Genomic DNA, 22,167 nt, shown 5'->3' on the forward strand with positions numbered 1-22,167 from the left:
CCCTGGATGCGGCCATCTGGATGCGGCCATGCACGTGCCGGCTGCAAGAACTCCGGTCAACACGGGGACATGCATCTGCGGTCGGAACTGGGGCGATACAACGTGTGCGTGAGGCTCGGTGGCTGCGTCGTGTGTCGGCTGCTTCAGTGAGTGCGCGCTCCGCGTGGGGGGAGTCTGCGGAGCGCATTGGCAGCTCCCGCCGGGCGGTCTGCGGACGCCAGCGGCCCAAGGCATCACGCGGGTGGCACGGGTTCTGGCATAATGCGCGGCCAGGCGCTCGTAGCTCAGCCGGATAGAGTAGTGGCTTCCGAAGCCATTGGTCGGGGGTTCGAATCCCTCCGGGCGCACCAGATCGCATCGTTCGGCCCGCTGCAGTGGCATTCCATTGCAGCGGGCCGAAATCGTTTCTGGGGTCAGGTCTTACAGTTTCTAAGCTTTGCGTCGCAACTGACGCTGCATGTCGCCAGCGCTGGTGTCGGAGGCCGTGATGTTCTGTGCCGGCAGCGCGGATGCACCGCTGTGAAACCGGACGTTTACGTCGCAGCGTCAGTGTGGGCCGATGTCATCGTGTGTGAGCGCTGATGGCCTTCGCTTAGTGCGCCGGTGAGCGCCATGCGAGGCGTCCATTGCAGACTGCGCTCAAGCCTGTAGCGAATCGCTTCCACGCCATGTGTTGAAGAACGTGGTGCGCCGAACAGGCCTCGACGCTGGACTCACTCAGACGTTGGGCTCACTCAGACGTTGGGCTCACTCAAAGGCAGGGCGCGTACGCCCTGCCTTTGAAGCGAATCAGAGGCTGTCCGGTGCCGGTGCGGTGGCCCTGGCGTGCTGCTTGCCGCGCGCATGTTCGATGGCGGTGCGCAACTTGCGGGCCGCGCCGGTGACGGCGGAGGCGGTGGTTTCGGCGCTATTGGTGGCGGCGATCGGCGGCAAGCCGGCGACGTGCGCTTCGATACTGCAGGTTCGATCCGCTGCGCCGCCGCGTTGGCCGTTCTCGTCGCGCAAATGCACTTCGACGCGGGTGATGTCGTTGGCGAAATGCGCCAGCTGGGCGGTGCAGGTCTTCTCGACATGCTGCACGACGGACGGGTCATGCGGCACGTGCTTGTCGGTCTGGATCTGAATCTGCATGGAGTTCTCCTTCGCGGTCATCCGCTGCGTCTGCCGCAGCGGTGACCTGATTCTGCGACAGCGCACTGTTGCCGCGAGGTGACAAGCCGCACAACGTTCATGCGCAGGTTTGGATGCGGGGATGCCACGTCACATGCGGCTGCTGGCGTGATGGCTGCCTTTGCTGACGAGCCTCCCATTGCGTCTTGCAATTGCACATTGGCGAGCTCTGCCAGCCTGAACCCGGGTGGCAGTGGCGATCGGCTGCGCTGTAGGCAGTGGCTTAAGATGCCGGCACCGCGGTAGTCCGCGCCTGTCCGATGCCTGCCTGTGTCCGAATTCCGAGTTGTTCGAAGTGCTCCGTGGGGTGTGGTGCGGCGTCTGCTGTTGCTGGCCGTGCTGTGGACGGTCTGCGTGGGCGCGGCGGCGGCGCAGGACGAGGACAAGCAGCTGGAGAGTACGAAGACCCAGCTGGACAGCATGCAGCAGGTGGTGACCAAGGCCGACGCGGGCATGGACAAGGCCGATACCGAGCAGCTCGTCAAGCTGACCGATGACGTCACCGGCACCCAGCGGAAGGCGCAGGAGCTGGTGCGCACGTTGGAGCAGCCGCTCAAAGATCTCAACGCTCGGTTGGAGGGGCTCGGTATCGCGCCGCCAAACGAGCCGGCCGATCTGGTCAAACAGCGCAAAGCGTTGATCAAAGAGCGCGATCAGTTAAATGCCGAGTTCATCCAGGCCACGCTGCTGGTCTCCAATGCCAAGGATCTGGCCGATCGGCTCGAACGCGAGCGGGTGCAGCGCTTCAGCGTCAAGCTCTCCACGCGGGTCGCCTCGCCGCTGTCGCCTGCGTTGTGGGGCCAGATCGCACAGCAATGGCCCGACGATCGTGGCCGCCTGCAGGCGCTGTCCGGCAAGGCGGTGCAGGTGGTGCAGGCGGGAACCGCAGCCAACGGCGTGGGTGGGTTGATCACCGGTGCTTTGGTCGCGCTGTTTCTGGCACTCCCGCTGCGTATTTTCCTGCGCCACCTGGGGCGCCGTTACGCGGCCTCGCGTGCGCCGGGCGGACGCCTGCGGCGCTCCGGGCTGGCGCTGTGGTTCCTGTTGGTCGGTACCCTGAGCCTGGGGGTGGCGGCGTTCGTGCTGGCCGAAAGCATTCGCGGGTTGAGCGAGCTGCCAGAGGATTTCGATCAATGGCTGACCGGGTTTGTCGCCATCAGCGTGGTGGCAGCCTTCGTCGGTTCGCTCAGTGCCAGCCTGCTGATGAAACACCAGCCCAGCTGGCGCCTGTTTCCGCTGGACGATGCCACCGTCGATCGCCTGCGCCTGCATTGTCTTGCCACTGCGGCAGTGATCTGGTTCAGCGGCATGGCGATGAAGACCAACGAGGTGGCCGGCAGCAGCGGCGCGCTGCTCACCGCCACCGATGCGCTTGCTGCCCTGCTGTACGCCGGCTTGATCCTGTCGGCATTGGCTGGCTTGAGCCTGTCGTTGCGCGCGCATGCGGCCAATGCAGGCGTGGCAGATCCCGATAGCGATGCGCCGCCGCCGGTGGTGTCGCGCGGTGGCGGTTTCATCGTGCTGATCCGCCTGTTGGGCCACCTGGCGGTGATCTTCGCGTTGATCGCGGCCTTGTTCGGCTATCTCAATCTGGCCTTGTTCGTAGAGCGGCAGATCATCTGGATCACCCTGGTGTGCAGCCTGCTCGGCTTGCTGGTGATTTTTGCCGATGATCTGATGACCTGGTTGTTCAAGCCGGATGGGCGCTTCAGCCGCGCGCTGTCGCACGCGCTCAGCATCGGGAGCGGACGCCTGGTACAGCTGGGCTTGCTGATCTCGGCGGCGGCGCGGGTGTTGTTGGTGCTGTTGGGCATTGCGGTGCTGTTGACGCCGTATGGCGCCAACATCAACGTGGTCACCGACTGGGCGGAGAACATCGCGCACGGCATCCACATCGGTAAGGAACTGGTGATCACTCCCGGCGATGTGTTCCGAGCGCTGTGCGTGTTCCTGCTTGGCATGGGGGTGGTGCACGTGGCGCAGCAGTGGCTGCTCAATACCTATTTGCCCAAGACCGAGCTCGATGACGGGGCGCGCAACTCGATCAGCACGGTGGCGCGCTATCTGGGCTGGTTGATCGTGGTGGTGTGGGGTCTGACCGCATTGGGCCTGGATCTGAAGCGGCTGGCGCTGGTGTTGAGCGCATTGTCGGTGGGTATCGGTTTCGGTTTGCAGGCGATCACGCAGAACTTCGTGTCGGGGTTGATCCTGTTGGCCGAGCGGCCGGTGAAAATCGGCGATTGGGTGCGTATCGGCGACCAGGAAGGCGATGTGCGCAAGATCAGTGTGCGTGCGACTGAAATCCAGGTCGGTGATCGCTCCACCCTGATCGTGCCGAATTCGGAATTGATCACCAAAAGCGTGCGCAACATGACCCTGTCCAATCCGATGGGGCGGGTGCAATTGCAGTTCTCGGTACCGCTGGAAACCGAAGTGGCGAAGGTGCGCGACATGCTGCTGGAACTGTTCGCCGAGCATGCCAAGGTGCTGGCCGAGCCGGCGCCGTCGGTATTCATCGACTCGCTGGCCGGCGGCCATGTCAACTTCAATTCGTTCGCCTACGTGCGCAGCCCGCGCGATTCGTATGGCGTGCGCAGCGAGCTGTTCTTTGCGTTGTTGCAGCGGATGGAAACGGTGGGGATTGCGCTGCAGTCGCCGCAGGAAATCCGCTTCAGTCGTGCCGGGGTGGCGGTGGCACGCGACGGTGGCGAGGACGCGTCGTCAGCGCCGCAGTGATGCGGCGTGTGCGCCCCGCCTAACGTGCGTGACGTAGACGTGCGCCGGTATGTGTTGGACATCGCCGGTAACGCTGCATCGCGCGCCAGCGCGCTCCTGCGAGGCCAACGCGTTTGGCAGCAATGCTGCTTTACGAACGGTCGGCCACCGGAGTGTCCTTGACCAGTGCCAGATCGTCGACGCTGACATCTTCGGTGTAGTCGAGCCAGGCGCGAATTTCCAAGTCCTCCACCGTATGCTCCAGGCCCACCGGCATGCGGATACGTCCGGCGGCATCGGGCACCACCCATTGCTGGGCCAGTACCACCTTGCGTTCGGACGACACCGCTTCCACCCAGAACGCGCGGGTAGGGCGACGCTTGGCGTAGAGCTCGAGCATGTAGCTGCCTGCAGCAGTCTTGCGCGCAGATTGGGTGAGCATGATCGGCTGACGCACGCGCGGGCGCGGGCCTTGCGGGGTGGCATCCAGGGGCGCATCGACGGCGATGCCGCGGGTCAGGTCCGGGTCGCGGTAGAGCTTCATGTTCTGCTGGCGATCGACGACCAGCGCGCACCAGTCGCCATCGGCTGAGCCGTCCTCGAATGCGGTGCAGCGGTCCACGTAGGCCAGCGTGCCCTTGCTGTGGGTGCGGTCGAACTGACGCGAGGTGTTTTCCAGATACACCGTTTTCAGATGGGTGTCTTCGTCGTATTCGAGCAGCACCGGCGGACGCACCTGTTGCACGCCCACCACCACATCGCCATTGCCGTTGACGCGCAGCATGCGGGTGCTTTGCCCGGTCCACAGCGTGCGCGCAAAGGCGAGATAGCGCGGGTAGTCCTTGCCGCTGTCGCGACTGGCGGCGACGCTGGCGCTGGGCGGTGCATCGCTGGCAAGCAGGGAGCGGCCGAAGCCCAGGGTGCGCATGCCCGGCTCAAGCAATTGCAGTAGCGTGGCACCGGAATCGAGCGTGCTGCCTGCGCGCGTGAGCACCTGTTGCGGCGCGATGCCCTTGCCGAGAAACAACAGCAGGTTTTCGCGTTTCTGATGGGCCAACACATCGCTCAGATCGTTCGGCATGGCCAGATGATCGGACGCGATCACGATGATGGTGTTGTTGCCGTAGCGACTGTTGCGGATGCGTGCCACCAGCTCGCCGATCAGGCGGTCGCTGCACTTGATCGCATGCAACAGACCGATGTCGCCCAGCGCGCTGTCGTAGCGCTGGCCCTTGCACGCCAGCGGCAGGTGACCGGCCGGGTGATGGGTGTCCATGGTCAGCGTGGTCAGCATGAACGGTTGGCCGGCGCGCGACAGGGTCTGGAAGCTGTCCCAGGCATCGTCCAGCAACACGTCGTCATGCACGCCCCATGCGGAAAAATGCTTGGGCGCCACGCCTTTATCGCGGAAATGCTGCACGTCATCCACCACGTCGAAGCCATGGCTGGCCAAGAAACGGCCCTTGCCGGCAAAGCTGGCATCGGCACCGCCCACGTAGTGATTGCGGTAGCCCTGATCCTTGAGATAGTCGCCCAGGCAGCGCGCTTCGGGCAGGAACATGCCCATGCGATCCATGCTGTTTTCATCGCCCGGTGCGGTGGTCAGCGGCACGCCGCACATCGAGGCCACCATGCCGGCGATGGTCCACCCGCTGCCTTCGGTGGAGCTGAGGTTGCGCACGTCCACCGCTTCGGTGGCCAGCGCGCGCAGGTTGGGCATCAGGCCCGGAAACACCGACTCATCGAAGTAGGTGCGCTCCAGGCTCTCGCCGTAGATCCAGACGATGTTCTTGCGCTTTTGCAGCGGTTGCTGCGGCACCTGATACTCCGGCACCACCGTGGCGTAATCGACCGGGCGCAACTGGTAGTACAGCCGTTTGCCATCGCGATACAGCGGGCTCACCACGATGCTGACCAACAACATCGCCACGAACGATCCGAACACCACACCGCCGCCGCGCGGGCGGCGGAAACGGCGCACCTTGACCAGGATGAGCGGGCTTAATGACAGCAGCAGCATGCCGATGAACACGGCGATATAGCCGGAAAAGTCGCTGACGCCGGCACCGTCCATGTCTGCGCGCAGGTGATAGAGCGTGGCCGCATTGACGCCGTCGCCGCTGAGCCGGTCGACCAAGCCCCAGGCGCTGAGCAGCAGCAGCAACAGCGACAGCAGGCAGGCCTTGAGCCAGGCCAGACGCGGCGAGGCGACCAACAGCCACAGCAATAGCAACAACGAGAACAACAACATCCAATGCATGCGCAACGTCCGTGGGGGAATGATGCGAGCGCGTACCGGACGCCTTGCTCGCCATGTCCTGTGCGCCACCTGCAATGTGACACCCGGATGACGGACTATGCCGCGCTGAAGCTGACTGAAATGTTTGTTGCGTTTGGATGTGGGTTTAGAGCGGCAAACAACACGTAGCGAGCAGTCGTCAGGTGGGTGTGGACGGCGCGCTGGAATAGCAGTGTATTCGTGGTAACTGCCTCACCAAGCGCCGGCTGCGCCCGCCTGGCGGTGAGTACAGTGATTTTGTTAGCCGCTCTTAATGCGTCGTTCGATGCGGGTGTGTCCACGCGTATGGAGTGTTGTTTGGGTGTGCTGTGGGGCGGTGTGTGCGGTGTTGATTCAAGGCAGTCGCACTGGGTGCTGGCAAGGTAATTTTGCAATGCGCTGTGCGCGATGTATCTGCTGTGCGTGGTCACGACTGGCGACTGGCGACTGGCGATGGATGATCGAGATCGGCCGATTACGTCGGGTTCGGTCTTCACTGATCGATGTAATCGGTCATATCGTTAGCGGGAGCGTTTGCGTCTGTTTGCGTCAGCGCGTCGTTGAGGGCGATGCGGGGTTTGCGTCACGCCGTCGAGGCTTGATGCGTGGGCTCGATGAGCGGCGTTGCCCCGTACCCTCACCCCAACCCCTCTCCCGGTGGGAGAGGGGCTTTGTCGAATGGGAGCGCGCTGACTCGGCGGCCGCTATCTGTGCCCACGCTCTTCGCGTGCACGTACGCGACGGTCGAATAGCAGTGCGCTCAGCACAATGCCAAGGCCCAGCACGACGCCGAGCAGAAACAGCACCATCGCAATGGCCGGATAGCCCCACAGTTTCAGGCCGGTTTCGATGCGCATCATCTGCGCCGAGGCCATGATCAGCGCAGCGGTGACGATGCCTGCCGCAACGCGGTTGGCAATCTTCTGCAGGCTTTCCATCAGATGCGATTCTTCCAGCCCGGTGACGCGCATCTGCAGGCGGTTTTCCGCGGCCAGCGACAGGATCTCGGACATGCGGCGCGGGCCTTCGCGCACCAGATGCTGCAGTTCCATCGCTTCGCTGGCCAGGTTGGCGGCGGACAGCGATTTTTTCAGCCGCGCGCGCATCACATGCTGCAGGTGGCGTTCGACGATGCGGCGCGTGTCCAGGTTCGGCGACAACGCGCGGCACACGCCTTCCAGATTCAGCAGGGTCTTGCCGAGCAGGCTCAGCTCCGGTGGCGTGCGCAGTCCGTTCGCGGTGGCGATACGCACCAGATCCAGCACCACGCGGCCTTCGGAGGTGGTGTCGTGCGCGGCATAGCGGGCGATCATCTGCCCGGTTTCGCGCTGGTAGCGGTCTTCGTCGTAATCCTCCAGGCGCGTGCTGAGCGCGATGGTCTCTTCGGCCACTTCTTCGCCGCGCCCGTCGACGGCGGCAAACAGCAGCTTGAGCAGCCGTTCGCGCAGACGCGGCGGTACATGCGCCACCATGCCCAGGTCGAAGATGGCCAGCCGACCGTCCTGCAGCACACGCAGGTTGCCCGGGTGCGGGTCGGCATGGATTTCGCCATGCACGAACATCTGATCCAGATAGCCCTTGACCAGCTCCGCCGCCAAATTATCCATCGGCTGTTCGGTGCGACGCAGGCCGGAGATCTTGTCCACGCGCACGCCTTCGGCCAGCTGCATGGTCAGCACCTTGCGGCTGCTCAGGTCCCAGATCGGTTGCGGTATCCACAACAACGGAAACGGCTTGAGATGCTTGCCGAAGCGCACCAGGGTTTCGGCTTCGTCTTCGTAATTGAGCTCGGCGCGCAGGGTCTTGCCGAATTCGCCCAGCCAGTCGGCAAAGCGCACGCGGCGGCCGATGCCGGTGAGCCGGTCGGCGGCGGTGGCAAAGCTCTTGAGGACATCCAGGTCCGAGCGCACTTGCGCGGCGACTTCGGGTTTTTGCACCTTGATCGCCACCGGTGTGCCATCGCGCAACGCGGCCCGATGCACCTGCGCCAGCGAGGCGCAGCCCAGTGGCACTGGATCGAAGAACGAGAACGCCTTGTTGACCGACACGCCGAGTTCTTCTTCGATGATCTGGCGGATGCGTTCCACCGGTACCGAACTGGTGTTTTCCTGCATGCGCTCCAGCGCGGTGGCGAACTCTGGCGGCACGATGTCCGGGCGCGTGGACAACATCTGGCCGAGTTTGACGAAGGTGGGGCCTAGCGATTCGAGGTCGGAGACGAACTGGTCGGGCGTGCCTTCGGCCGGCACCTCGTACTCGTTGATGGCGGCCGGATCCAGATTCATGCCGGCAAACACACCCGACCCGCGGTACCGCAGCAACAAGCGCAGGATCTGCGTACGCCGGCTCATGCCGCCCACCACGGCCTGATCGGCCGGGTGCGTTGCCGGAGCCGGTGTGCGGTGCGGGTCATTCGGACTCAAGGCCATCTCCGGGGCGTCATGCGAGCAGCGAGTGTGGCCAGCGCGGGGTCGTCAGCCGGTGAATCCGGGTGCGCCGTGACAGCGTTGCGAGCGCTGCCGACGCCTGCGCTGGCACGTGTCTGGCCTGGGTTTGGCAGTGCAGGCAACCGCCCGGCAACGGCACGCAACGACCGGGCAATGGCCTGCCATCACCCCATGCGGGCGCAGGATGGGCGAGAATTCACGCCTACTCACGCACGACCACCCTCGAAGGACCTCCGCATGGCCGGTGCCAGCCTGTTTACCCTGCTCGACGACATCGCCACCCTGCTGGACGACGTTTCCATCCTGACCAAGGTTGCGGCCAAGAAAACCGCCGGCGTGCTGGGCGACGATCTGGCGCTCAACGCGCAGCAGGTGACCGGCGTCAGCGCCGACCGCGAGTTGCCGGTGGTCTGGGCAGTCGCCAAGGGGTCGCTGGTCAACAAGGTGATCCTGGTGCCGGCAGCGTTGGCGATCAGCGCGCTGGAAGCCTGGTTGCGCGGACGCGGCTACAACGTGCCGTTGGTGATGCCGCTGATGATGATCGGTGGCGCCTACCTGTGCTTCGAAGGGGTGGAGAAGCTGGCGCACAAGTTCCTGCACGACGCGGACGAAGAAGCGCAGCGGCATGCCGAGCGCACCCGCGCGCTGGCCGACGAACAGGTCGATGTGGTGGCGCTGGAGAAGGACAAGGTCAAGGGCGCGATCCGCACCGACTTCATCCTGTCGGCGGAGATCATCGTGTTGTCGCTAGGCGTGGTGGCCGGTGTGTCGTTCGGCCAGCAGGTGGCGGTGTTGGTGGCGATCGCACTGGCGATGACCATCGGCGTGTACGGCCTGGTCGCGGCGATCGTGAAGCTGGACGATCTGGGCCTGTACCTGACCCAGAAGGGCGCGTCGCTGGCGGCGCTCGGCCGCGGCATTCTGGTGGCCGCGCCATGGCTGATGAAGTTCCTGTCGGTAGCCGGCACGCTGGCGATGTTCCTGGTCGGCGGCGGCATCCTGGTTCACAACATCCCCGCGCTGCACCACCTCGTCATGGATCTGGCCAAGTCGGCCGGCAGCATGGGCTGGCTGGTCGAGGCGCTGGGCAACATGGTGGTCGGCGTGGTCGCCGGTGCGGTCGTGCTGGGAGCCGTGATGTTGTTCCAGAAGCTGCGCGGGAATAAGGCCGCGCACTGATCTTGTCCTAGAGCGGCTACCAGAAAGTAGCGAGCATTCGTCAGGTGAGTGTGGACGTTGCGGAGGAGCACGGCGGACGAGTGGACCATGCCGCACCGAGCACTCACCGCATCCGCCTGGCGGTGAGCAAGTCGTTTTGTCAGCCGCTCTAATCTGCGCTGATCACCCGGTTCTTGCCCGCGGCCTTGGCGTCGTACATGGCGCGGTCGGCGCGGCGCACCAGCTCGTCCTGGGTTTCGTCGGTATGGCGCAGCGCTACGCCTGCGCTGAAGCTGATGAAGATCCGCACGTCCTCGTGCAGCAAGGAGCGCTGCGCCATGGCACGTTGCAGGCGGATGACCGCCGCGCTGGCCTCGAAGATGGTCGAGTCCGGCAGCAGCAGCACGAATTCTTCGCCGCCGAAGCGGGCAATGGCATCGGTGGTGCGCAATACCGCCTTGGCCACGTCCACGGTGTGGCGTAGCGCGGCGTCGCCGCCGGCGTGGCCGTGGGCTTCGTTGAGGCGGCGGAAGTCGTCCAGGTCCAGCATCGCCACGCACAGCGGCTGGCCGCTGCGTTGGGTGCGCACCGCTTCGCGCTGGAAAAGTTCTTCGAAGCCGCGCCGGTTGAGCGCGCCGGTCAGCTGGTCTTCGCGCACCAGTCCGGCGACTGCGTTGAGTTCCTGTTCGAGCGAGGCGATGCGTTGTTCTGCATCTTCGACCTGGCGGCGTGCGGACAGCAGTTCGTCGCGCGCGGCCAGCGCCTGGGCCTGGACCCCGGCGGTGTCCTGCAGCACGTCCTGCAGCAGGCGGTTGAGATCGGGAATGCTGCGAGCGTCGCCGATCGCCTGCGAATAGCCGGCAACGCGGTCGTGGTACTCGCCGGTGCTGGTGGCCATGCCGTCGAGCCGGTCGACGAAGGACACCATCATTTCGCGCATGGCGCTCTTGGAATCGGCAATGCCCTGCTTGAGCAGGCCCTGCTTGTAGATCACCTCGCGCAGGGTGCCGCGCGCCTGTTCGATCGATTCCACGTCCAGCGGGCCGGCCAGCAGCTGCCGCACCACCGAGATCTGGCCCTGCAACCAGCTGCGATCGTCGAGGAGTTCGCCGACGTTCTCCAACAATAGGTCGAACAAACCGAGTAACAGGTTCTGTTGTTCGCTGGCATCCTCGGCGCGCAGGCCGATCTGATGGCTCAGTTCGCGCAGTCGCTGCTCCAGCGTGATCAGCTCATGTCCCGGGCGCCAATGGCGCAGGGCCGATGCCAGGGTCTGGGCTTCTTCGGCCAGCTCGGGGCTGCGTTGCAGCAGTGTGGCCAGGGCGTTGCCCAGCGCGTGCCGCAGCAGGTCGCGTAACTGTTCGGCTTCGGTGCGGCCTTCGGCGATGGAGTCGCCGATATCGATGGTGCGGATGTATTTGTCGATCAGCTGGCGCAGCGTGCGGCCGTAGCCTGGCCAGTCGCCGGCCGCATAGGCCGCGCTCAGGCGTACGCCCATGTCGCCCAGCTCACCATGCAGGCTGGCGATGCCTTCGGCGAACGCCAGCAGCAGTGCCTCGGGATGCGCGGCATGCGAAAACAGGCGAACGAGCATCGCCGTGGCGGCCGCCGGATCGTGCGCGCCGGACTTGGTCTTGGCGGGAACCAGCTGATGTGCCGCAAGCCCCGGCGCGGCATGCGCACTGCCGCGCACGCTCGGCAGCGCAGCGACCGGGCGCGCGGTGTCCGTGCCGCCCCAGGGCAACAGACGGCGCAGCCCGCCACGCGGGCGGCTTGGAAGGTCAGGCTGGTCGGTCATGCCAGGTCTCGAAAGGTCGACGTGCTATCGCTGGTTATCGGCGCGTATGCGAGTCGCTTGAGCAGACCGGACCGTACGGCGCAGTCCGCAGCATGCATCCAATCGCGACGCCGCGATGCGATGCATGACGCGAACGTGGGCATGAACAAGTTACACAGATGACGACGACCACAGCTGCACTTTCCCGCATTCGGTGCATCTCAGTGCCTATGCACCGATGCGGGGATGTCATCGCACTGCAATGCATCGCTTATGCCCGCAGACCTGCGCAACTGTGCGTAAAGGAATGTGGGCTGTCGCAGAAAAGTCAGCACATGTTCACGCATATTTTATTTGTACGGGGTGTAGATTCATCACCAAGGACAACGTGGAGTACGCGCGTCGTCCCTGCTCCTCATTCGTAGCAGGTCGTCTGGCCACATCGGCAGACGATGGTTTTCGCTTCGCCGTTTTCCGTCTCCACCCACTTTACGACGGACGTTTAGATGGTTGCCACGATGCCGCTTCACGCCAGCACTGCACGCTTAGAGCGCAGCACGATGATCCCCACGCTGAAGAAGAGCGGGCGGCCGCGTGATGCACGCGGGCGTTTCATTCGCCATCACGAGCGATTGCCGGTGTCGCTGGCCGATACGCGCGGTGCGTTGTTCGTGGTGTCGGAGATGGCCGACTTCATCAAGGCCGGCGGTCTGGGCGATGTCGCGGCAGCACTGCCGCGCGCGCTGCGCCATCGCTACGACGTGCGTGTGTTGATCCCCGGCTACCGCGCGGTGCTCGAGCGCGCCGGCAAGGTGGAGATCGTGGGCCGCGTGTTGGCGCATGCCGCGCTGCCGGCCTGCGACATCGGTCGCATCGTGCAATCCGATGGCCTGCCGATCTACATCCTGTTGTCCAAGGAACTGTTCGAACGCGATGGCTCGCCGTATGTGAGCACCAGCGGTTCGGAGTTCGAAGACAACGCAATCCGCTTCGCCACCTTGTCGCATGCCGCCGCGCAGATTGCCGCCGGTCATGCCGGCCTGGGCTGGAAGCCGCGCCTGCTGCATCTCAACGACTGGCCGTGCGCGCTGGCGGCCGGCTACGTGCGTTGGTCCGGCGGCACCACCCCGTGCCTGTTGACCATCCATAACCTGGCCTATCAGGGCCTGGTGCCGTATTCGATGGCATCGGCACTGGGCATCCCGGCCGAGCGGGTGGCCGAGCTGGAGTTCTACGGGCAGATGTCGTTCCTGCGTGGCGGTATCGTCAATGCAGACCACGTCAACACCGTCAGCATCAGTTATGCCAAGCAGATCACCGGCCCGGCGCAGGGCTGTGGGCTGGACCGGCTGCTGGCCGGCCGCGCTGCCAAGGGCGCGCTGACCGGCATCGTCAACGGCATCGACGCCAGCTGGGACCCGCGCACCGACGTCCACCTGGATTCGCACTTCAGCGTGAACCAGTGGCAGGGCCGGCAGGCCAATGCCGCCCAGGTGCGCAAGGCTTTCGGGCTGCGCGACAGCACCGGGCCGTTGTTCGCGGTGGTGTCGCGGTTGGTGCATCAAAAGGGCCTGGACCTGATCTGCGAGGTTGCCCCGCAGATCGTGGCGGCCGGTGGCCAGATCGCCGTGATCGGCGGTGGCGAGCCGGAGATCGAACAACAGGTGGCCGAGTTGACCCGCCGGTATCCCGGCCAGGTCGGCGCCTTCATCGGCTTCGAGGAAGGCCTGGCGCGGCGCATGTTCGCCGGTGCGGACTTCCTGCTGATGCCGTCGCGCTTCGAGCCTTGCGGCCTGAGCCAGATGTACGCGCAGCGCTTCGGCTGCCTGCCGATCGCACACGCTACCGGCGGGCTGATCGATACCGTGGACGACGGCGTCACCGGTTTCCTGTTCCAGCACGCCAGCGTGGAGGCCTTGCGCCGCTGCCTGGAACGCGCGTTCCGCACCTTCCGGCTGCCCAGCCTGCTGTCGGCCATGCGCCGCGCGGCCATGCTGCGGCCCAGCGGCTGGGATGTGGCCGGCAAGAAGTATCTGTCCCTTTACGAACGCACCGCCGCAACCGCACCTGCGCTTGCGACGGTGTCATGAGCGAACGGTTGGGCGTGCAAGGGCAGGGAACGGAAGGCGAGGCTGTGACCACGGAAGGAGTGTCTGATAGCGCGCTTGCCTTGCAGGCGCTGGCCGACGGAGCGCCGACCGACGCGTTCGCGGTGCTGGGCCCGCATCTGCAGGCCGATGGCCGCCGCCGCGTTCGGGTGCTGGCACCCGGCGCCGAGGCGATGGGCCTGATCGATCCACGCGGCAAGTTGCTGGCGCGCATGCAGGCCGGCGCGGTCGATGGCGTGTTCGAAGGCGAGCTGGCGATCGATGGCCCGTATCGGCTGCGCATCGTCTGGCCGGACGTAGTGCAGGAGATCGAAGACCCGTACGCGTTTGCCCCCACCCTGGACGAGTCGCTGCTGCTGCAGATCGCCGCCGGCGATGGGCAGGCGTTGCGCAGCACGCTGGGCGCACAGCATCTGCGCTGCGACGATGTGCCGGGCGTACGCTTTGCGGTCTGGGCGCCACACGCGCAGCGCGTGGCGGTGGTGGGCGACTTCAATGGCTGGGAGGCGCGGCGGCATCCCATGCGCCAGCGTCTGGGCGGCTTCTGGGAGCTGTTTCTGCCGCGTGTGGAAGCCGGCGCCCGCTACAAATACGCCATCACCGCCGCGGACGGCCGTGTGCTGCTCAAGGCCGACCCGGTCGCGCGCCAGAGCGAGCTGCCGCCGGCCACCGCCTCGGTCGTGCCCGGTGGCGCCGCGTTTGCGTGGAGCGATGCCGAGTGGATGGACAAGCGTGCGGTGCAGGCATTGCCGGCGCCGATGTCCATCTACGAGGTGCATGCCGCTTCGTGGCGCCGCGATGGCCACAACCAGCCGCTGGACTGGCCCAGTCTGGCCAAGCAACTGATCCCGTATGTGCAGGAGCTGGGCTTCACCCATCTCGAGTTGCTGCCGATCACCGAGCACCCGTTTGGTGGCTCGTGGGGTTACCAGCCGCTGGGCCTGTATGCGCCGACTGCCCGTCACGGTAGCCCGGATGGCTTTGCGCAGTTCGTCGATGCCTGCCACCGTGCCGGCATCGGCGTGATCCTGGATTGGGTCAGCGCGCACTTCCCCGATGATGCGCACGGCCTGGCGCAGTTCGATGGCGCCGCGCTGTACGAGCATGCCGACCCGCGTGAAGGCATGCATCGCGACTGGAATACGCTGATCTACAACTACGGCCGCCCGGAAGTGACCGCCTACCTGTTGGGCAGCGCGCTGGAGTGGATCGATCATTACCACCTCGACGGCCTGCGCGTGGATGCGGTGGCCTCGATGCTGTACCGCGATTACGGCCGTGCAGAAGGCGAGTGGGTACCCAACGCGCATGGCGGCCGCGAGAATCTGGAGGCGGTGGCGTTCTTGCGCCAGCTCAACCGCGAGATTGCCGCGCGCCATCCCGGCGTGCTGACCATCGCCGAAGAATCCACCGCCTGGCCCGGCGTGACCGCGCCGATCAGCGACGGCGGGCTGGGCTTTACGCACAAGTGGAATATGGGTTGGATGCACGACACGCTGAGCTACATGCAGCGCGATCCTGCCGAGCGCGCGCAACACCACAGCCAGCTCACCTTCGGCCTGGTGTACGCGTTCTCCGAACGCTTCGTGTTGCCGCTGTCGCACGACGAAGTGGTGCATCGCACCGGCGGCCTGCTTGGGCAGATGCCGGGCGACGACTGGCGCCGCTTCGCCAACCTGCGCGCGTATCTGGCGCTGATGTGGGCGCATCCGGGCGACAAGCTGGTGTTCATGGGCGCCGAATTCGGCCAGTGGAGCGATTGGAATCACGACCAGTCGCTGGACTGGCATCTGCTCGACGGCGCGCCGCATCGCGGCGTGCAGCAACTGGTGGGCGATCTCAATGCCACCTTGCGCCGCGTGCCGGCGCTGTATCGCAGCACGCATCGCGCCGACGGCTTCGACTGGAGCGTGGCCGACGACGCACGCAATAGCGTACTGGCCTTCATTCGTCACGATCCCGAAGGCGGTGCGCCGCCGTTGCTGGCAGTGAGCAACCTCACCCCGCAACCGCAGCACGACTACCGCGTGGGCGTGCCGCGCGCCGGCATCTGGCGCGAAATCCTCAATACCGACAGTGCCCGTTACGGCGGCAGCAACCTCGGCAACAGCGGTCGTCTTGCGACCGAGCCGATGGGCATGCATGGGCATACGCAACGTCTGCGCCTGACTCTGCCGCCGCTGGCCACGATCTACCTGCAAGCGGAGAAATAACAATGAACCAGCGCAACGACATCATCCCGGCCTGGGGCGCATGGCCAGCGGGTGAGGGACAGGTGCGCTTCGCGCTCTGGGCACCGGACGCAACGCGCGTGGAAGTGGTGTTCGACGACGGCACGCGTAGCGCGCTGCAGGCCGGGCAGGACGGATTCTTCACCGCCACCCTGGCCTGCGCGGCAACTGCGCGCTATCGCTACAGCGTCGATGGCGGCGAGCCGGTGCCGGATCCAGCCTCGCGCTGGCAGCCCGATGGCGTGCACGGCCCCAGCGCCGTGCAGCCCACCGATAGCTACCGCTGGAGCAACACGCAGTGGCAGGGCCGTCCGTGGGACGAGGCGGTGATCTATGAGCTGCACGTGGGCACCTGCGGCGGCTATGCCGGCGTGCAGGCGCAGTTGCCGCAGCTGGCCGCGATGGGCATCACCGCCATCGAGCTGATGCCGTTGAGCGCCTTCCCCGGTGCGCACAACTGGGGCTACGACGGCGTGCTGCCGTATGCGCCGGCCGACGCCTATGGCACGCCCGACGCACTCAAGGCGTTGATCGATGCTGCGCACGGCCACGGCCTGATGGTGTTGCTGGACGTGGTCTACAACCACTTCGGCCCGGACGGCAATTACCTGCACAGCTATGCCGGCCCGTTCTTCAATGCAGACAAGCCCACCCCGTGGGGCGCGGCGATCGACTTCCACAAGCCGCCGGTGCAGCGCTATTTTCTCGATAACGCATTGATGTGGTTGCACGAATACCGCTTCGACGGCTTGCGCCTGGATGCGGTGCACGCGATCACGCCCAATGCATTTCTGGACACCTTGCGCGAGACCGTGGAGAGCAGCCTGCCGTCTGGCCGCCACGTGCATCTGGTGCTGGAAAACGAGGCCAACCAGGCCTCGCAACTGCAACGTGGCTACACCGCGCAGTGGGACGACGATTTCCACAACGCCTTGCATGTGTTGCTGACCGGAGAGGCCGAAGGCTATTACGCCGCCTTCGCCGACAAGCCCACCGAGCATCTTGCGCGCGTGCTCGGCGAAGGCTTTGCCTATCAGGGCGAGCCGGACCCGCGTGGCCACGTGCGTGGCGAGCCCAGTGGTGCGTTGCCGCCGTACAAGTTTGTGGTGTTTGCGCAGAATCACGACCAGATCGGTAACCGTGCGCGTGGCGAGCGGCTGACCGTGCTGGTCGCGCAGCCGCGCCTGCGCGCAGCGCTGGCGTTGACCGCATTGACGCCGATGATTCCGCTGTTTTTCATGGGCGAGCCCTGGGGTGCGACGCAGCCGTTCCTGTTCTTCACCGACTTCGGTCCGCCGCTGGATGAGGCGGTGCGCGAAGGGCGGCGTCGCGAGTTTGCGCACTTTGCCGCGTTCGCTGACGAGGCGCAGCGCGCCACCATTCCCGACCCCAACAGCCATGCCACCTTCGCCGCCTCGCGCTCGCCAATCGGCGATGCAGCGCACGGCGACGGCGCGCAGTGGGCAGCGTGGTTCACTGCGCTACTCGCCGTGCGTCGGCAGTGGTTGGTGCCCGGTCTTGCCGACGCGCGCGCGGTGCGTGCCAGCGTGCTGGCCGATGGCGCGCTCACCGCCACCTGGGAGCTGCCGGGCGGGCTGTGGCATATCGCCTTCAACGTCGGCAGCGCGGCCGTGCCGTTGCCACCACTGCGCGGGCGCGTGGCGTTTGCCGAAAACGTGGATATCTCCGCGCAGCAGTTGCCGGTCGACAGTTTCATTGCCTGGCATGAGGACCGTACATGAGCACGAACACCTTGCACACCCTGGCCGCCGCGGCCGGGGTGATGGTGGAGTGGGTGGACGCCAGCGACCAACCGCGACAGGTGTCTGAGCAGTCGGTGCAGGCAGTATTGACCGCTCTTGAATTGCCATCGGCCACTGCCGCACAACGCGAAGACAGCCTGCGACGCTGCAAGGCGCAGGCAGATGAGCCGGCAGCGCTGCTCACCGTGCAGGTGGGCGCGCCGTTGCCGTTGCGCGTTGCCGCCAATGCGAGTGGCCGCTGGACCGATGACAGCGGCAGCAGCGAAGAAGCGCGTGCGGATGCGCAGGGGCAATTGCTTGCACCGCAGCGTTTTGGTTATTGGACGCTGCAGATCGGTGCGCTGATCCAGCAAGTGGCAGTCGCGCCGCAACGCTGTTTCAGCGTGGCCGATGCCTGCGGCCAGCCGTCGCCGCGTGCCTGGGGCATGGCGCTGCAGGTGTATTCGGCCTGCAGCCTCGATGATGGTGGCATCGGCGATGCTGCCGGCGCTGTCGATTGGCTGCGGCACGCGGCGCTGGCTGGCGCCGATGCGCTGGCACTGAGCCCGGTGCACGCCTCGCGCCCGATCACCGGTGGTTACAGCCCGTATTCGCCGAGTGACCGACGCTTTTTCGATCCCTTGCATGCCGCACCGGTCCGCGTGTTGGGCGAACTGGCGCTGGAGGCGATCGACGAGATCGCAGGCCTGCGCCAGCGCTTCGACAAGCTGCACACCAATGCATTGATCGACTGGCCTGCCTCGGCGCAGGCCAAGTGGGAGCTGTTGCGCCATCTGCATGCGCGCGTGGCGCCGGATCATGCCGATCTGCTTGCCTTCCGCACTGCGGGCGGCGCAGCGCTGGACGGATTCGCACGCTTCGCCGCGCAGGATTATGGCGACAACGATCCGCAGCTGCATGTGTTCACCCAATGGCTGGCGGCGCGCAGTTGGTCCGATGCGCAGCGCGAAGCGCACGAGCGCGGCATGAAGATCGGCCTGATCGCCGATCTGGCGGTGGGCTTCGACCCCAACGGTGCCGAAGCCGCTGCCGCCGCCGACACGGTGTTGCGTGGCCTGGTGCTGGGTGCGCCGCCGGATGCCTTCAATGCCGATGGTCAGCATTGGGGCATCGGTGCGTATTCGCCCACCGCCTTGCGACGCAGCGGGTTTGCGCCGTACATCGCGCTGCTACGCGCGGTGCTGCGCGATCGCGGCGGGATCCGCATCGATCACATTCTTGGCCTGTTGCGGTTGTGGGTGGTGCCCGAGGGTGCCGGCTCCAACGAAGGCGCCTATCTGGCATACCCGCTGCACGATCTGCTCAATCTGCTGGCGCTGGAATCGTGGCGTCACCGCGCCATTGTGATCGGCGAAGATCTGGGCGTGGTGCCGCCGGGCATCCGCGAAGAACTCTCGCGCCGCGGCGTGATGGGCATTGATGTGCTGATGTTCACCCGCGACGAAGATGGTGCATTCATTGCGCCCGGCTTGTGGCGCCCGGATGCGGTGGCCACCACCACCACCCATGATCTGCCCACGCTTACCGGCTGGCGCGCTGGCCGCGATATCGACTGGCGTCGCAAGCTCGCGCTGATCAAGCCTGAGCAAGCCAGCGACGACGCAAACCACCGCACCAAGGATGTCGCGCGGCTGGATGCAGCGGTGGAGCACGTCGGCCTGTCCAGCGACGATGCGCTGCTGGGTGCGCTGCGGTTTACCGCCAGCAGCGTGTCGCCGCTGGCCTTGCTGCCGGCCGAAGACGCACTGGCGCTGGACGAACAACCCAATCTGCCGGGCACCGTCGAAGTCCATCCCAACTGGCGTCGACGCCTGCCCGATCCCTTGCCGCATGCGCGCCTGACCACGGCGCTGCAGGGCTTTGCCGAGGCGCGTCGCGTCGCGGCCGTTTCGGAACCACAGTCATGATCGATCTTCGCGCCACCGCCCGCCTGCAGCTGCATGCCGGCTTCACCTTGCACGATGCGCTTGCGCAGGTGCCGTACTACGCCGGCCTTGGCGTCAGCCATCTGTATCTGTCGCCGATCGGTACTGCGGTGCCGGGCTCGACGCACGGCTACGACAATATCGACCCGACCGTGGTCAATCCCGAACTCGGCGGCGAAGACGCGCTCATCGCCTTGTCGCAGGCCGCGCGCGAACACGGCATGGGTCTGATCGCCGACATCGTGCCCAACCACATGGCCACCCACGCGCAGAACGCCTGGTGGTGGGATGTGTTGCGCAATGGCCGCAGCGCCAAGCATGCCGACTGGTTCGATATCGATTGGCGTGCGCCGGGTCGCGATGGAAAGGTGTGGCTGGCAGTGCTGGACCGCCCGTACGCCACCGCGCTGGCCGACGGCTTGATCACGCTGGTGATCCAGGACGACGGCAGTGCCGCACTGGCGCATTACGACCAGCGTTATCCAATTCGTCCGCAGACGCTGGAGATCCCGGAACCATCCGCACGAGCGCAGTGGCTGCGCGGCTACAACGACGGTGCCAAGCGTGGCGATGGCCGCCTGCACAAGGTGATCGAACGCCAGCCGTATCGATTGAACTGGTGGCGGGTGGGCAACGACATGCTCAACTACCGCCGGTTCTTCGACATCACCTCGCTGGTGGCGTTGCGGGTCGAGCTGCCGGCGGTGTTCGATGCGGTGCACGCGCTGCCGCTGCGGCTTGTGGCCGAAGGACACCTGGACGGCCTGCGCATCGACCATGTGGACGGGCTCACCGACCCCACCGGTTACGTGCGCAAGCTGCGCAGCCGGCTGGATGCGGCCGGGCGCACGCGCGGGCTAAAGCCCGGCACGCTGGGCCTGTATCTGGAAAAGATCCTCGCCCCCGGCGAGCATCTGCCGGCCGACTGGCCCTGCGATGGCACCACCGGTTACGACTTCATGGACCAGGTCGGCGGCGTGTTGCACGACGCGGCCGGCTTCAAGCCGTTGGCGCGTGCCTGGCAACGCGTGAGCGGACGCAGTGGCGACTTCGCGCAGGAAGAACGCGCGGCCCGCGATGAAATCCTGCGCGGCCCGCTGCAGACCGAATTCAATCGCGCCGTGGGTGCGTTGTCGGCGCTGGCACGCCTGGACCCGCCAACACGCGAGTTCAGCCCGCAGATGCTGGCACGCGGTCTGTGCGTGCTGCTGCGCTGGTTCCCGGTGTATCGCACCTATGCCGGTGCCAAGGGCGTTACCGGCAGCGAGGCAGAGCGGCTGCGCAGCACCGCTGCGCGTGCCCGCGACGGCATGCCCGAGTCGATCGTTGCAGCGGTCGACGCCATCGAGCGTTGGTTGCTGGACGATGCCGGTGCCGACCGCGCGCAGATCGCGTTGCGGCGCATCCTGCGCCGCCGCGTGGAGCAGCTGTCCGCACCGCTCAACGCCAAGTCGGTGGAAGACACCGCGTTCTACCGGCACGGCGTGCTGTTGTCGCGCAACGAGGTCGGCAGCCATCCGACCCACTTCGCCAACGAGGCCGCCGAGTTCCACGCGCAGAATCAGCAGCGCGCCAAGCACTATCCGCGCGCGCTGCTGGCCACTGCCACGCACGATCACAAGCGCGGCGAAGACCTGCGCATGCGGCTGGCGGTGCTATCCGAGCAGCCGAAGTGGTGGGTCGAGCAGAGCGCCCAATTCGATGCCCTGGCCCAGACGCTGGAATCGCCGGCGCTGGCCGGTGGCGACCAACAAATGCTGTGGCAGACGCTGGTGGCGGCCTGGCCCATCGGGCTGGGCGCCGATCAGGCCGAGCCGCTCGCCGCCTATGCCGAGCGCGTGGCGCAGTGGCTGCTCAAGGCGGTCCGCGAAGCCAAGCTGCATACCAGCTGGACCGATGGCTCTGCCGAGTACGAACAGGCCGTGCAGGCCACCGTGGAGCAGGTGCTGACCAGCCGTGCCGGGTTGCCGCTACGCCGCGCGCTGCTACGTGCCAGTAACCACATCGCCGCGGCCGGTGCGCGTAATTCGCTGGTGCAAACCACCTTGCGCCTGACCGTGCCAGGTGTGCCCGACCTGTATCAGGGCACCGAAGGCTGGGATCTGTCGCTGGTGGACCCGGACAACCGCCGCCCGGTGGATTACACGCAGCGGCAGCAGTGGCTGCAGCAGGCGCGCGATTTCAACAACCTGCTGCGCGGCTGGCGCGATGGCGCAGTCAAGGCGCGTCTCACCGCTGTGCTGCTGCAGCTGCGCAGCGAACATCCGGCGCTGTTTGCGAAGGGCGACTACCAGCCATTGAACGTCGCGGCCAGCGGCGCTGCGCAGGTGCTCGCGTTCCGTCGTCAGTACCGGGGCCAGTCGTTGGTGGTTGCGGTCACTCGGCTGGGTGCCGGTGCGCACAGCGAAGGCGATCTGCCGTTGCTGGTGCCGCCGGCCAATTGGGGTCAGGCGTCGTTGGCATTGCCGGAAGCCACATACCGTAATGTGCTCGACGGCAGCACACTGCAGCCGCAGCGCGGCCGCGTGGCGCTATCCACGGTGTTTGCACGTGCGCCGGTGGCAGTGTTGTTGACCCCGTAATCGACCTTGAGGG

Annotated in this window: 11 protein-coding genes, 1 tRNA gene and 2 other RNA genes; 8 read left to right on the top strand and 6 right to left on the bottom strand. The window is 65.9% G+C overall.

Annotated features, from left to right (window positions below; genetic code table 11):
* The first annotated feature begins 273 nt into the window (after positions 1-273).
* Positions 274-350, top strand: a tRNA-Arg gene (locus ABQU90_RS12250).
* A 439-nt stretch (positions 351-789) separates the two neighbouring features.
* On the opposite strand, the gene ABQU90_RS12255 is transcribed toward ABQU90_RS12250, so the two are convergent.
* The gene (locus ABQU90_RS12255; RefSeq protein ID WP_055853941.1) at positions 790-1,131 is read right to left on the bottom strand and encodes an HPF/RaiA family ribosome-associated protein; all 342 of its coding nucleotides are present in this window, start codon (positions 1,129-1,131) and stop codon (positions 790-792) included.
* 351 nt (positions 1,132-1,482) lie between these two features.
* Between ABQU90_RS12255 and ABQU90_RS12260 the strand changes: the two genes are divergently transcribed.
* Complete coding sequence (locus tag ABQU90_RS12260; protein WP_323521146.1) at positions 1,483-3,906, top strand: DUF3772 domain-containing protein; 2,424 nt, start codon at positions 1,483-1,485, stop codon at positions 3,904-3,906.
* Between the two features lie 130 nt (positions 3,907-4,036).
* On the opposite strand, the gene ABQU90_RS12265 is transcribed toward ABQU90_RS12260, so the two are convergent.
* The 3 genes from ABQU90_RS12265 to ABQU90_RS12275 form a co-directional block, all read right to left on the bottom strand.
* On the bottom strand, positions 4,037-6,145 hold the full coding sequence (locus ABQU90_RS12265; RefSeq protein WP_323521109.1) for a phosphoglycerol transferase I: 2,109 nt from the start codon (positions 6,143-6,145) through the stop codon (positions 4,037-4,039).
* Between the two features lie 152 nt (positions 6,146-6,297).
* A non-coding RNA gene (locus ABQU90_RS12270) (sX9 sRNA) lies at positions 6,298-6,373 on the bottom strand.
* A gap of 494 nt (positions 6,374-6,867) precedes the next feature.
* The gene (locus ABQU90_RS12275) at positions 6,868-8,592 is read right to left on the bottom strand and encodes an ABC1 kinase family protein (protein WP_055853336.1); all 1,725 of its coding nucleotides are present in this window, start codon (positions 8,590-8,592) and stop codon (positions 6,868-6,870) included.
* Positions 8,593-8,847: 255 nt separating this feature from the next.
* Here ABQU90_RS12275 and ABQU90_RS12280 point away from each other — a divergent pair, with 255 nt between their 5' ends.
* Positions 8,848-9,789, top strand: a complete 942-nt coding sequence (locus ABQU90_RS12280; protein ID WP_115526854.1) for a DUF808 domain-containing protein — start codon at positions 8,848-8,850, stop codon at positions 9,787-9,789.
* A 14-nt stretch (positions 9,790-9,803) separates the two neighbouring features.
* Here ABQU90_RS12280 and ABQU90_RS12285 read toward each other — a convergent pair.
* Positions 9,804-9,878, bottom strand: a non-coding RNA gene (locus ABQU90_RS12285) — sX9 sRNA.
* Between the two features lie 59 nt (positions 9,879-9,937).
* Positions 9,938-11,566, bottom strand: a complete 1,629-nt coding sequence (locus tag ABQU90_RS12290) for a GGDEF domain-containing protein (protein WP_115561062.1) — start codon at positions 11,564-11,566, stop codon at positions 9,938-9,940.
* A gap of 485 nt (positions 11,567-12,051) precedes the next feature.
* On the opposite strand from ABQU90_RS12290, the gene glgA reads away from it, so the two are divergent.
* Genes glgA through treY form a run of 5 tightly spaced genes read left to right on the top strand, consistent with a single transcriptional unit; the run spans position 12,052 to position 22,154 of the window.
* Entirely contained in the window at positions 12,052-13,635 is a 1,584-nt protein-coding gene (gene glgA, locus ABQU90_RS12295; RefSeq protein WP_115512780.1) for a glycogen synthase GlgA, read from the top strand.
* On the top strand, positions 13,632-15,866 hold the full coding sequence (locus ABQU90_RS12300; RefSeq protein ID WP_323521110.1) for a 1,4-alpha-glucan branching enzyme: 2,235 nt from the start codon (positions 13,632-13,634) through the stop codon (positions 15,864-15,866). Before glgA ends, ABQU90_RS12300 begins: the two co-directional genes overlap by 4 nt.
* A 2-nt stretch (positions 15,867-15,868) precedes the next feature.
* Positions 15,869-17,626 carry a malto-oligosyltrehalose trehalohydrolase gene (gene treZ, locus ABQU90_RS12305; RefSeq protein WP_323521111.1) on the top strand — a complete coding sequence of 586 codons (1,758 nt, stop codon included), beginning with the start codon at positions 15,869-15,871 and terminating at the stop codon, positions 17,624-17,626.
* On the top strand, positions 17,623-19,554 hold the full coding sequence (locus ABQU90_RS12310) for a 4-alpha-glucanotransferase (RefSeq protein ID WP_323521112.1): 1,932 nt from the start codon (positions 17,623-17,625) through the stop codon (positions 19,552-19,554). Before treZ ends, ABQU90_RS12310 begins: the two co-directional genes overlap by 4 nt.
* Entirely contained in the window at positions 19,551-22,154 is a 2,604-nt protein-coding gene (gene treY, locus ABQU90_RS12315) for a malto-oligosyltrehalose synthase (protein ID WP_323521113.1), read from the top strand. Before ABQU90_RS12310 ends, treY begins: the two co-directional genes overlap by 4 nt.
* Positions 22,155-22,167: the final 13 nt, after the last annotated feature.

Source organism: Xanthomonas sp. WHRI 10207, assembly GCF_040202975.1.
In the GTDB taxonomy this organism is placed as follows: Bacteria; Pseudomonadota; Gammaproteobacteria; order Xanthomonadales; family Xanthomonadaceae; genus Xanthomonas.